The sequence below is a fragment of the [Empedobacter] haloabium genome (assembly GCA_008011715.2).
Taxonomy (GTDB): Bacteria; Pseudomonadota; Gammaproteobacteria; order Burkholderiales; family Burkholderiaceae_D; genus Rugamonas; species Rugamonas haloabia.
Map to the genome: position 1 here is coordinate 5659777 of CP136508.1, position 13207 is coordinate 5672983.

Here is a 13207-nt window from a genome sequence, read left to right on the forward strand (position 1 = left end):
ACGACAATCGACACAACCAGCTCGTTCATGCGGTGACAACTTTCATCTTATGACAAGAACGCGATTATGCTGCATTTGCACATGAAAGGGGTTCACTGAAACGCCCTGTTACATCTGTTTTTGCTGGTTTTTCCTCCAAAGCTGGCAGGTTTGACAGGGCGGCAACCCTTGCTTACTTTGCCGCGGCCTTCGCCTTCACCGGCGTGAACGCCAGGTCGTGGAAGTCGTAGCTGAAGTCCGTCTCGGTGGAGATGGCCGCCATCTTCATGCGCTCGATCGAGCCGTCCGGGTTCAGCGCGAACGTCACGTAGGCGTCGGCATTGAAGTTGCGCTCCTTCCAGCGCACGATGAAGGTGTCGTGCTGGTAGTGCTCCATCTCGCCCGTCAGGTCCGGCGTGCGCGTGAACGAGAAGATCTGCTTCTTGCCCTCGTGGCGGATGATGGCGCTGCCGTACCATGGATCGCTGTACTCGCCGTCGTAGGCGGTACGCGGCAGCGAAGGTTTCGAGCCTGCCGCGCGCGCCGCCGTCGCCTTGGCCTGGCGCGCCAGTTCGTCGCGGTGGTTCTGCTGCTGCTGCGCCGCGTAGATGCCGATCCAGTCGGTCGGCGTCACGCCCAGGTAATGGTCGATGATGCGCCAGCCCAGCGCCGCCATCGAGGCGCCGTTCTCGGCGTTGGTGAAGATGGCCACGCCCAGTTTCTCGTCCGGCAGCATCATCACGCGCGAATAAAAGCCCTGCAGCGCGCCGCCGTGCATGACGAGCTTGCGGCCACGGTAGTCGCGCACGTAGAAGCCCAGGCCGTACGAATTGAAGTTGGCGCGCGTGGCCGCCAGCGGCGGTTTCGGCTCCACGATCTTGACGGGCGTCTGCGGCGTCCACAGCTCGCGCGCCTGCGCCGCGCTGAACAGGCGCGTCTCGCCCGCCGTGCCGCCGGCCAGCAGCGCGTTCATCCACTTGGCAAAGTCCTCCGCGTTGGTGTTGATGCCAACCGCGCCGATCGCGTTCTCGACCGGCATCGGCTTGACGACGCTGATGCGGTCGTCGATGCGGCTGTGCGGCGCGGCGTGGTCGGGCGACCGCCACATCGCCGCCACGCTGGTGGTCGTACCGGTCATGCCCAGCGGGCCCAGGATGCGCGCCTGCATCGCCTCGCCCCAGCTCTTGCCCGTCTTCTGCGCGATGATGCGGCCGGCCACGATGTACAGCAGGTTGTCGTAGGCATAGCTGGCGCGGAAGCTGGTGGCCGGCTTCACGTAGCGCAGCCGGTGGATGATCTCGTCGGTGCTGAACGTCGTCGTCGGCCACCACAGCAGGTCACCCGCGCCCAGGCCCAGGCCGCTGCGGTGCACCAGCAGGTCGCGCACCGTCATCTCCTGCGTCACGTAGGGGTCGTACATGCGGAACTCCGGCAGGTGCTTCGTGACCGGGTCGTCCCAGGCCAGCTTGCCCTCGTCGACCAGCTGCGCCAGCGCCGCGGCCGTGAAGGCCTTCGAGTTCGAGGCGATCTCGAACAGCGTCTTGCCCGTCACGGGCGCCGGATCGCCCAGCTTGCGCACGCCGAAGCCCTTGGCGGCCACCACCCGGCCATCCTTGACAATGGCGATCGCCATGCCGGGCACGTCGAATGCCTTCAGCATCGCATTGGCGTCGCGCTCCAGTTCGAACGGTGCCGCTGGCGCGTTGGTGACGACGGCGCCGCTGGTGTCGGCCGCGAGCACGGGAATGTGCGACACGGCCGCGCCGCAGGCGGCCAGCAGGATGGCCGCGATAAAGGGTCTTTTCAGATGCATGGGCATGACTTTCCTGTCATTTCTTCAGCAGCTTCGTCACGGAAGCCTGGGTCTCGGGATGGTAGCGCGGCCGCGCCTTGGCGAATACGTCGCGCGCCCAGGCGGCCTGGCTCGGGTTCTTCAACAAGGCGCTGTACAGCGGCACCACGAACTTCTGCCGGCCCACGCTCATCAGGAAAGCGTTCAGCGGCTGGCGCACGTCGTAGTTGGCGTGCACGGCGGCCAGGTAGAAGCGGTAGGCGATCTCGTTGTTGCGGCTCGTGCGCAGGCCGAACGTCTGATCCAGCTCGCGCAGCTGGGCGGCATTGGCCTTGTTGTCGATATCGTTCAGGAAGTGCATCCATTCCATCGCCGTCCAGCTGCGCGCCGTCAGGTCGGCGGTGGCCTGCTCGCCCTTCAGCCAGGCGTCTCGCTGGGCATCGACGGCCACGAAGCGCTGCGACACCACGCGCTTGGCACTGGCCGGGATGCCGGCGCCGTACAGCCACTCGTCCAGTTCCGCCTGCGTCATGATTTCCGGATGCTTGTCCAGCAGGTTGGCGCGCAGGTAGGCCAGGAACTGCTCGGTCGTGACGGACTGGAACGCGTGCTGGTCGAACCAGCCGCGCAGGAACGGGTCGAACACCTCGCGGCCGGCGCGCTGCTCCAGCGTGCGCAGGAACCAGGCACCCTTCGGATAGGCCAGGCCTTCGTCCGTGTAGGTGTCCGGATTGACGTCCGGGTCGCGCGTCAGCAGCGCCTGCTTGGCGACGGGGATCTCCTTCAGCGAAGCGATGGCCTCTTCCTGCTCGACCTGCAGGTTCATGTCCGCCACTTCGCTGCCGTACAGGCTTTCGATGACGCGCGTCGTCACGTAGGTGGTGAAGCCTTCGTTGAGCCACCAGTGCTTCCACGACGCGTTGGTGACCAGGTTGCCGGACCAGGAGTGCGCCAGTTCATGGGCGATCAGGTCGTTCAGGCTGCGGTCGCCGGCAATCATCGTCGGCGTCAGGAACGTCATGCGCGGGTTTTCCATGCCACCGATCGGGAACGACGGCGGCGCCACCAGCATGTCGTAACGGCCCCACCGGTACGAGCCGTACAGCGATTCGGCGGCGGCGATCATCTTCTCCGTATCGGCCAGCTCGAACGCGGCCGCCTCGATGCGGCCCGGCTCCGCGTACACCGCCGAACGCGGTCCCAGGTTGCGCACCTGCAGTTCGCCGATGGCGATCGCCAGCAGGTAGGAGGGAATCGGCTGCGGCATGCGGAAGGTCCAGCCGCCCTTGCCGCTGCCCTGCTGGTCGTTTTCCGCGCTCATGACGACGCGCATGCCGTTCGGCGCGGCCACGCGCGCCGTATAGGTGAAGCGCACGGCCGGCGTATCCTGCACCGGCACCCACGAGCGGGCATCGATCGGTTGCGACTGGCTGAACATGAACGGGCGCTTGCCGGACAGCGTCTGCGCCGGCGTCAGCCACTGCAGCGCGTTGGCGCTGGGCGCCGTGTGGTAATAGATGCGTACCTTGTTCGGCTGGTCCTGCAGCGAGATGCGCAGGGCCTGGCCCTTCTTCGGATCGGCTTTGTCCAGCATGTACGACGCGGGGCGCCAGCCGCCCGAAGGCGTCTGCACCTGCACCCGCGCGATGCTCAGCTGGCGCGTGTCCAGCACCAGGGTGCGGGCGTTCTTGTCCAGCCAGTTCAGGGTCAGTTCGGCATAGCCGGCCAGCGTCTTGCGGCCGAAATCGGCCTTCAGGTCCAGGTGCAGCGCGGTGGTGCGCACTTCGTTGTAGCGGGCATAGCTCAGGGGATCGGCAAACGCGGAGACGGGGCCGAGCAGCGCCAGCATGATGGCGGCGCCGGCCGCGCGCAGTGTGAAGGGTGTTCGCATGAAGTCTCTTTCCTATTGACGTGGGCCGGCCCCGGGTCGCGGGCGGCGCGCTGAGAATAGCATAGAAGCGACATTTTCCAGTGCCGCCGGGCTGGCTCTGCTATCATGTGCGCGTTCTTGGGGAGTAGCCTCCTTCCGCCCGCGCGCGAGAAGAACCTGCGTCAACATGATCGGTCCGTCCGGGCCGTGGTGCAGGTGGCCGAAAGGCTTGGCGAGACCAATGATCCACGGGCGGCCGCTTGCGGGCCGGGGCTGCCCATGGGTCCTTGGTAAACGTCCGGCCCTAGTCATTTAGCCACCTACATGGAAGCCTTCCTCGTCTCCACCGGTATCGTCGCCCTTGCTGAAATCGGCGACAAGACCCAGCTGCTCGCCTTTGTCCTCGCCACGCAGTTCCGCCGCCCGCTGCCCATCGTCTTCGGCATCTTCGTCGCGACCGTCGTCAACCACTTCTTCGCCGCCGCCGTGGGCAGCTGGATCACCAACGTGCTGGGACCGGACGTGCTGCGCTGGGTGCTGGGCCTGGGCTTCCTGGCCATGGCCGCCTGGATCATGGTGCCGGACGAGATCGACGAGAACGAGCCGCACACCAGCCGCTACGGCGTGTTCGCCGCCACCGTGATCGCGTTCTTCCTGGCCGAGATGGGCGACAAGACGCAGATCGCGACCGTGGCGCTGGCCGCGCGCTTCGAGCAGATCGTGCCCGTCGTGGTGGGCACCACCCTGGGCATGATGCTGGCGAACGTGCCGGCCGTGTACATCGGCAAGCGGGCCGCCACCGCTGTCAATTTGAAGCTGGTGCATGGCATTGCGGCCGTGATCTTCGTCGCGCTGGGGGTGGCGACGTTGATGGGGGTTGGGCAGGCTGTCGGCTTGTGAGGGGTTGGGGTCTGACCCTGCGGGTCTGACCCCGAAGTTTGCATGCCTTCTGGTACCTTGAGTAAACTTCGGGGTCAGGCCCGAAGGGACAGACCCCGATGCTTCATGCGGCGCTGATTCGCAGCTCCACCGCATGTTCCTTGCCATCGTCCACCAGAGCGATAACGCCGTCGGCAATGAAGTCGCCGTCCACCACGACCGCCGTGGCGCCGCGCGTCACGCGGACCAGGTAGCGGCTGCTGCCGTAGCGGTAGCTCAAGGTAAAACCGTCCCAGTCGGCCGGCAGGCGCGGCGCGACGACGAGACGATCGCCCGTGCGCCGCACACCCAGCAGCGACTCCAGGATCAGCCGGTACATCCAGCCGGACGATCCCGTGTACCAGCTCCAGCCGCCGCGGCCCACGTGCGGTTCGACCGCGTAGATGTCCGCCGTCACCACGTAGGGCTCCACCTTGTAGGTCGCCACGTTGTCGCCATTGCTGGCGTGTTGCACCGGATTGATCAGGCGCATCAGCTCCCACGCCTTGTCCGTGTCGCCCAGCTGGGCGAAGGCCATCACCGTCCACACGGCGGCGTGGGTGTACTGGCCGCCGTTCTCGCGCACGCCCGGCACGTAGCCGCGGATGTAGCCGGGATTCAGGTCGGCCTTGTCGAACGGCGGGTCGAGCAGCTGGATCAGGCCGAAGTCGCGCCGCACCAGGCGCGCGTCCACCTGCGCCATCGCCTGGCGGGAACGCTCGGGATCGGCCGCGCCGGACAGGATGCCCCAGCTCTGCGAGATCGAGTCGATCTGGCATTCGGGATTCTCGTGCGATCCCAGCGGCGTGCCGTCGTCGAAATAGGCGCGGCGATACCATTCGCCATCCCATGCGTGCTGTTCGACGTTGGCGGCCAGCTTGTCCGCTTCGGCGCGGCATTCGACCGCGAAGGCCGCGTCGCCGCGCCCTTCCGCCAGCGGCGCGAAGCGGCGCAGCACCTCGATCAGGAACCAGGCCAGCCACACGCTCTCGCCCTTGCCTTCCGCGCCCACCCTGTCCATGCCGTCGTTCCAGTCGCACGAACCGATCAGCGGCAGGCCGTGCGCGCCGAACTTCAGGCCGTTGCGGATCGCCCGCACGCAGTGCTCGTACAAGTCGCCCGCCTGCGCCGAGCGGGCCGGCAGGTCGTAGTACGAATCCTCTTCCGGCTTGACGGGGCGCCCTTCCAGGTAGTGCGCCTGTTCGTCCAGCACGGCCGCGTCGCCCGTCACCTCGACGTAGCGGCTGGTCGCCAGCGGCAGCCACAGGTAGTCGTCCGAGCAGTGCGTGCGCACGCCGCGGTCGGCCGGTGGGTGCCACCAGTGCTGCACGTCGCCCTCGACGAACTGGTGCGCGGCGCACAGCAACAGGTGCTCGCGCAGCAGTTGCGGCTCGGTGTGCACCATCGCCATCGCATCCTGCAGCTGGTCGCGGAAGCCGAACGCGCCGCCGGACTGGTAGTAGCCGCTGCGCGCCCACAGCCGACAAGCGATGGTCTGGTACATCAGCCAGCCGTTGGCGATGACGTCCAGCGCGGGATCGGGCGTAGCCACCTGCACCGCCGACAAGGTGCGATCCCAGTGCGCCCGCACGGCGTCGAGCGCCTCCTGCGCGGCGGCGGCGCCGCCATGCTTCTGCACCATGGTCGTGGCGTCCGCGTTGCGGCGGCCGCCCAGGCCCAGCACGAAGACGATCTCGCGTTCCTGGCCCGGTAGCAGCTCGAACGGCACCTGGATGGCCGCACAGCTGTCCAGCCCCGTGCCGACCTTGCCGGACAGGCGCTGGCGCCCCAGCGCGGCCGGATTGGCCAGGCTGCCGTTGCGGCCGATGAATTCCGTGCGGTCGGCCGTCACCGTGCGGTTTGGCGCGTCCGCGTTGAAGAAGGCCACGCGGCCGGAGAACTCCGTGTTGTAGGCGTTGCGGGCGAACAGCGCGCCGCTGACGGGATCGACCTCGGTGACGACGTGCATGCCGGACTTCGAGCGCATCTCGCCCAGCACCCACTCGACGTAGCCGGTGGCCGACAGGCGGCGCGGCACCGGCGAATCGTTGCGCACCCGGATCACCGTGTAACGCACCGGCGCGTCATGCGCCACGTACGTCGTCAGGCGCGACGTGATGGCGGCCTCGGTATGCTCGAACGTGCTGTAGCCGAAGCCATGGCGCGTGACGTAGTCGCCGGCGCCGCGCGCGGGTAGCGGCGTGGGCGACCAGAAGTGGCCGCTGGCTTCGTCGCGCAGGTAGAACGCTTCGCCGCTGGCGTCGCTGATCGGATCGTTGTGCCATGGCGTCAGCCGGAATTCGTGCGCATTCTCGTGCCAGGTATAGGCCTGGCCGCTTTCGGAAATGACGCTGCCGAATTGCGGATTGGCCAGCACGTTCGACCACGGCGCCGGCGTGCGCCGGTTCGGTCCCGTGACGATCACGTATTCGCGCCCGTCCGGCGTGAAGCCGCCGATGCCATTGTGAAGAATCAGGTCGTGCGGCACGAGCGTCACGGGTCCCGCATCGTCGTACTCGCCCGAGCTGTCGGCCAGCAGCGGCGGCATGCGCAGCGGTGCCGGACCGCTGCGCTTGACCTGCTCGACCAGCGAGCCGCGGCCATCGCCGACGATGACGCGCGCCACCGTCTGCAGCAGTATGCGGTCTTCGGGCGAGATCTGCTCGAGCGGACGCACGAAGATGCCACCGGGGCGGTCGATCGACTGCGCCTCGATGCCGGAAGCGATCAGGCCCATGATCTGGTCGTGCAGCGCCTGGCGGTAGCCGGACGTGTCCTCGTACCAGATCACCAGGTCCACCGTCAGTCCCTTCAGGCGCCAGTAGGCGTGTGCCTGTACCATCTGCCGGGCCAATTCGATATTGGCCGAGTCCTTCACCTGCAGCAGCACGATCGGCAGGTCGCCCGAGATCGCGTACGGCCACAGGCCGGACTGGCCGCGCTGGTTGCGGATCAGCACCGCCGGCTCGGCGCGCAGCGTGGCGTTCGGGTAGATCACGTGATTGGCCAGGCGGCTGTACAGCTGGCCGTCCGCCTCGCTGGCGTTGAGCTGGCGCAGCACCACCTGGCTGTGCGTCCAGGCCAGCTCGAACACGCGGTCGGCCATGTGGCGGTCCTGGTACTTGTCGATCAGGTATTGGGCCGCCTCGCGCGTATCGGCCATGCCGGTCGCCAGGTCGACGGTGGCAACCTGGTCGGGCTGCAGCACGATCTGGTAGCGGATCGCGACGACCGGATCGAGCACCGAGCCGTGGCCGCCGGCCAGCGGTCCCGGTTCGAGCAGCGCGCGCGGCGCCTGCACCGAGTTGCCTCGACCGATGAAGTGGGCGCGGTCCGTCTCGTACGACACCTCGACCACCTTGGCGTCGTGCACCGTCATCAGGTGCAGCAGGAATGGCGCGTGTTCGCCCTTGCTGCGGGGGCGGCGCGTACACAGGATCGCGCTTTCGTCCGGCACGATCTCCGTCTGCACGAACAGCTTGGAGAACGCCGGATGGGCCGCATCGGCCGCCGCCGGCGCGATCACCACCTCGGCGAAGCTGGTCAGCTCGATGGTGCGCTGGCGCTCGGACTTGTTGGTGATGCGAATGCGGCGCATCTCGATATCGTCCTCGGGCGAGACGACGATTTCCGTGTACAGGTCGATCCCGTGGTCGCTGCGGCGCACCTCGGCGCGGCCTTCCGAGAAGATCACCTCGTAGCGCTCGGGCTCGGCCAGCGTGGGCTGGTAAGTGGCCGACCAGAACTGGCCGCTGGCGACGTCGCGCACGTAGCAGAAGTTGCCCCAGTTGTCGCGCGTGCTGTCCTCGCGCCAGCGCGTCACCATCAAGTCTTTCCAGCGGCTCGAGCTGCCGCCGGCGGCCGTCACCATCACGTGATAGCGGCCGTTCGACAGCAATTGCGTCTCCGGCACGGCCGTATCGGGCCGCGTCAGGATGCGCATCGGGCTGGCCTGTTCCTGCGCGGCCGCCTCGCGCAGCACCGGCGCCTGCTCGGCGCTGCTGGCGTAGAATGCGCCCACGCGCGGGCTGCGCTCCTGCAGCATGAGCAAGGCCGATTGCAGCATCGGGTCGGACTCGAAGCGGCGCTGCATCGGCCGGTCGTGCAGCAGGTAGGACAGCGACAGCAGCCCCATGCCCTGGTGGTGCACCATGAACGACTTGACGATGACGAAGGCCTGGCCACGCGGCAGCCGCGCCGGCGTGTAGTCGACCGCCTCGTAGAAACCGTAGCGTCCCATGAAGCCCAGCTCCGCCATCCGCGCCAGGTTGGCGCAAGCCGCCTCCGGCTCCACCATCAGGCCCATCATCGTGGCGTACGGCGCGATCACCAGGTCGTCCGCCAGGCCGCGCTTCATGCCGGTGCCGGGCACGCCGAAGGCACGGTACTGGTAGTTCATCGCCGCGTCCACCGTGGTGTAGCCGGATTCGGAAATCCCCCACGGCACGTTGCGCTGGCGGCCGTATTCGATCTGCGCCGCGACCACGGAGCGATAGGTCTGGTCCAGCAGCGTGTGCGGATAGGTCGGCATCACCAGCAGCGGCATCAGGTACTCGAACATCGAGCCGCTCCATGACAGCAGCACCGGCTGGCCGTGCACGATGGCGAGCTGCCGGCCCAGCGCGAACCAGTGCTCCTGCGGCAGCTGGCCCTGGGCGATGGCGACGAAGCTCGCCAGGCGCGCCTCGGAGGCCAGCAAATCGTAATAGCTGCCGTCCAGCCGCCGTTCGCTGACGTTGTAGCCGATCGCCAGCAGCTTGGTGGTGCGGTTGAACAGGAAGCTGTAGTCCAGCTGGGCGAACTCGCGCGCCTGCGCCGCCAGCGACTGCAGGGTCGCCAGCCGCTCGCGCGCCGCCGCCGCGCCCTGCTCGACCAGCACGGAAAGGTGCTGGCGCCGCTCGCGCTCCTCCGGCGCCAGGTCCGTCAGCGCGGCGCCGGGCAGCGGATAGCCGGCCAGCTCGCGCAGGGTCGGGATGCGCAGCAGGCTGGCGTCGAACACGCTGCCCGCCTCGGCGCCCGTCCATGGCGCCAGCAGGTTCACTTCGTCGAGCGCGGCGTGGCATTGCGCGGCCAGCGCCGCGGCCCACTGGCCGACGCTGCCCTCGGCCGTGGCGCTGCCGGCCAGGAAAGCGTCCGCCGCCGCCACCGCCTCGGTCACCCACTTGCGCAGCTCGACCAGGTTGGACGGATAGCGCGGCGGCGTGGGCGCCAGCGTTTCGCGCAGCGCCGCCAGCTGTTCCGGTGGGAGGCCGGCGCTTGCCGCCTCGTCGGCCAGGATGCGGTACGTCGTCGCCAGCCCGTCGGCCAGTTGTGGCCCCAGGATCGGTTGGTCGGCCAGGCCGAGCAGGCCGGCCTGCAGGGTCAGCAGGTGGCCGGCCAGGTTGCCGCTGTCGACGGTGGAGATATACATCGGCTGCAGCGGCTTGGTGGTCTGCGTGTCGTACCAATTATAGAAATGGCCCTGGTAACGTTCCATCGTGCCCATCGTGCGCAGCGTGTTGGCGGTGCGGCCGATCAGCTGCTGCACCGTCACGTAGCCGAAATCGTACGCGGTCAGGTTGGCCAGCAGCGCCATGCCGATATTGGTGGGCGAGGTGCGGTGCGCGATGACGGTGCTGGGGTGCTCCTGCACGTTGTCGGGCGGCAGCCAGTGGTCCTCGGGGCCGACGAAGGTATCGAACCAGGCCCACGTCTTGCGCGCCAGAGCGTGCAGGAAGTCGTGCTGCTCGGAAGACAACTGTGCCTGCAGCGGCTCGATCGGGCGGCTGATCCACCATGCGACCAGCGGCGCCACGAACCAGGCGACCAGGAAGATCGTGGCGGCTTCGAAGGCCTGGATGCGCGTCATCGCCAGCGCCGCGCCGGCCACCAGCGCCAGTGCGGGCGAGATCCACATGGTGCGCCAGGACGCGGCCAGGCCGCCGTTGGAGCGCGCCAGCGCCGATGCCCGCCACTCCAGCAAATGGCGGCGCGAGATCGCCATGCGCCAGATGGTGCGCGCGATGGCGTCCAGGCTGAACCAGGCCTCGTACGGCAGGAACACCAGCATCAGGATGCCATGGGCGAAGTGCAGGCCGCTGCGGCGCAGGGAGTTCGGCACGTGCTGGCGCCACAGGGTATCCGGCGCCTTGTGCGCCAGGTCGTACAGCGCGGCGGCCAGCGCCGGCACGAAGATGATGGCCAGCACGACGCCGGTCCAGAACCACGGGTGCGGCAGCGCCGCGAACGCCAGCAGCAGCGCCAGGGTCAGCACCGGCGCGACCAGGCTGCGGCGCAGGTTGTCGAACAGCTTCCAGCGCGACAGCGCGGACAGCGGGTTGCGCTCGCGCGCGCCCGTGCCGGTGCGCACGCGGCCGGCCAGCCAGCCGGCCAGCTGCCAGTCGCCGCGGATCCAGCGCTGCCGGCGCGTCACGTCGTCGCGGTAGCGCTGCGGGTATTGCTCGTACAGCTGCGCGTCCGACAGCAGGCCGGCGCGCAGGTAGCAGCCTTCCAGCAGGTCGTGGCTGAGGATGCGGTTTTCCGGGAAGCGCTCGCCCAGCACCTGCTCGAACACGTCCACGTCGTAGATGCCCTTGCCGATGAAGGAGCCTTCCGCGAACACGTCCTGGTAGACGTCGGACACGGTGCGGGTGTAAGGGTCGATGCCCGGCTCGCCGCCGCACAGTTTTTCGTACAACGAGGCGTTGGCACTGGGCAGGCTGACGGACACGCGCGGCTGCAGGATGCCGTAGCCCTCGACGACGCGGTTGCGGCGCGGGTCGATGCGCGGCAGGTTCAGGGAATGGCGCATGGTGGCGACGAACTGGCGCGCCGAGTCGCGCGCCAGCTGCGTATCGGAATCGAGCGTGATGACGTATTTGATCGTGTGCAGCTGCGACGTGTCGCCGACGACCAGCATGAAGCGCTCGCGCGCGCCGCCGCGCAGGAAGCGGTTCAATTCGCCCAGCTTGCCGCGCTTGCGCTCGTAGCCGATCCAGGCGGCCTCGCCCTCGTTGTAGGTGCGGTGCCGGTGCAGCAGCAGGAATGGGCCGCCGTCGCCTTCGTCATACTTTCGGTTGAGGTCCTCGATATGGTGGCGGGCCCGCTCCAGCAGCGCGGCGTCGGTGGGCAGCGTTTCGCTCGGCGCATCGTTGAAGTCGGACAGCAGGCAGAAACGCAGGTTCGGATCGCGGTTGGCCAGGAAGCGCACCTCCAGCTGCTCGCACAGCTCGTCGATGTTGGCCGCGCTGTACAGCAGCGACGGCACCACGACCAGCGCGCGCGCATCGGACGGGATGCCTTCCTTGAAGTCCAGCCGCGGCAGCGGGTTGGGCCGCACCAGCAAGGTGGCGACCCAGTTCACCAGGGCCAGCGCCAGCTGGCTGCTGCCCAAGAGGCCCAGCACCGCCAGCACGACCAGGGCCCAGCCCTGCACGCCGTCGCGCACCGCGCGTTCCAGCATCAGCGCCGTCAGCACGACGGACAGCACCGCGGTGCCGCCCAGGTAGGAGGCCAGTGGCGCGGCCCGCAACGTCTGGCGCAGCGCCTGGCCGGGCGTGCGGCGCATGCCGGCCTGCCGCTCCAGCAGCATCACGCCCTTGCCGATCAGGTAGAAGCCGACGTGCGCGTGGCGGGCATCGTCGCTGTTCGTGTGCGCGCGTGCCAGCTCGATCGCCTGCTGCGCCACCTCCGCCTCGGACAGCTTGCTGCGCCGGGCGATCTTCTCGATCACGTGGCGGTACTGGTCGCGCGTGACGAAATCCATGGTGCCGTACACGCTGGCCGGATCGGTGCGCAGGATGTGCTCGACCTTGCTCATCGTCTCGACGAACTCCTGCCAGTCCATCGTGCCCAGGAAGCGCAGGCTGCCGATGCTGTTGGCGATCGAGACCTGCTCGGCGGCCTGCTGGCCGATCTCGGCCTGGATCTGCTGCTCGATGGTCTGGCCGGCGTCGGCCAGGCGGTACGTGACCCAGGTCAGCGCCAAGGTCAGCGCCGGGCTCTGGCCCTGCAGGCGGCGCGACAGCTCGGCCACGAAGGCGCTGGTGATGGGCGGGTTGGAGCGGGCCATGTCCGCCACCACCAGGATCAGGCCACTGGGGTTCTTGTCGGCCACGTCGACCATCTGGTCGGCCCAGCTGTTGGCCAGGTCGCGCTGGTAGCGGTTTTCCGCCACGCGCGCAGCCGCGCGGCGCAGGTTCTCCAGCAGCGCCAGGCGCAGCATGATGGGGATGGCCCACAGCTCGCCCAGGGTCAGCGGCGCCACTTCCTGGTAGGCCTCGACGAAGCGGCACAGGCTTTCCGGGTCGACGCGGCCGTCGCCATGGGCGATCACTTCCAGCGCCAGCCGGTAGACACGCGGGGTGTCGGCTTCCAGCGCCAGGCGCGGCAGCTCGCGGCTGTAGTTCTTCGGCAGGTGCCGCCGCGCGATGCGGACCTGCTCCTCGATCAGGTAGTAGTTATCCAGCAGCCATTCGGAGGCCGGGGTGACCTGGCGGCCCTCGCGCACGGCCGTCGTCAGGTCCTCGATGGTCTTGCGCAACACGGCCGCGTTGGCCGTCAGCCGGGCCAGCAGGCGGTCCGGGCCGCCCTTCCCGCTGAGCTGGTGCGACATGGCCAACGCGCGGCCGTGATTGGCCATCTGCTGCGCGCTGAACAGTTCCGCGCGC

General features: G+C 68.3%; 4 protein-coding genes and 1 riboswitch. Of the genes, 1 reads left to right on the forward strand and 3 read right to left on the reverse strand.

The window, feature by feature from the left end; all coding sequences use genetic code 11:
* Positions 1-172: 172 nt before the first annotated feature.
* Both E7V67_024630 and E7V67_024635 read right to left on the reverse strand, forming a co-directional pair.
* Entirely contained in the window at positions 173-1792 is a 1620-nt protein-coding gene (locus tag E7V67_024630) for a serine hydrolase (GenBank protein ID WUR12843.1), read from the reverse strand.
* A 16-nt stretch (positions 1793-1808) separates the two neighbouring features.
* Entirely contained in the window at positions 1809-3662 is a 1854-nt protein-coding gene (locus E7V67_024635) for a M1 family metallopeptidase (protein ID WUR12844.1), read from the reverse strand.
* A gap of 100 nt (positions 3663-3762) precedes the next feature.
* Positions 3763-3945, forward strand: a riboswitch (yybP-ykoY riboswitch).
* Between the two features lie 20 nt (positions 3946-3965).
* Here E7V67_024635 and E7V67_024640 point away from each other — a divergent pair.
* Entirely contained in the window at positions 3966-4541 is a 576-nt protein-coding gene (locus E7V67_024640; protein ID WUR12845.1) for a TMEM165/GDT1 family protein, read from the forward strand.
* 103 nt (positions 4542-4644) lie between these two features.
* Here the strand turns inward: E7V67_024640 and E7V67_024645 are convergent, their stop codons facing one another.
* Positions 4645-13179, reverse strand: a complete 8535-nt coding sequence (locus E7V67_024645) for a glucoamylase family protein (GenBank protein ID WUR16341.1) — start codon at positions 13177-13179, stop codon at positions 4645-4647.
* Positions 13180-13207 lie beyond the last annotated feature (28 nt).

Bases quoted from the DNA above. Each gene is read 5' to 3' on its own strand.
- E7V67_024630 (WUR12843.1), bottom strand. From the start codon at position 1,792: ATGCATCTGAAAAGACCCTTTATCGCGGCCATCCTGCTGGCCGCCTGC.
- E7V67_024635 (WUR12844.1), bottom strand. From the start codon at position 3,662: ATGCGAACACCCTTCACACTGCGCGCGGCCGGCGCCGCCATCATGCTG.
- E7V67_024645 (WUR16341.1), bottom strand. From the start codon at position 13,179: ATGGCCAATCACGGCCGCGCGTTGGCCATGTCGCACCAGCTCAGCGGG.
- E7V67_024640 (WUR12845.1), top strand. From the start codon at position 3,966: ATGGAAGCCTTCCTCGTCTCCACCGGTATCGTCGCCCTTGCTGAAATC.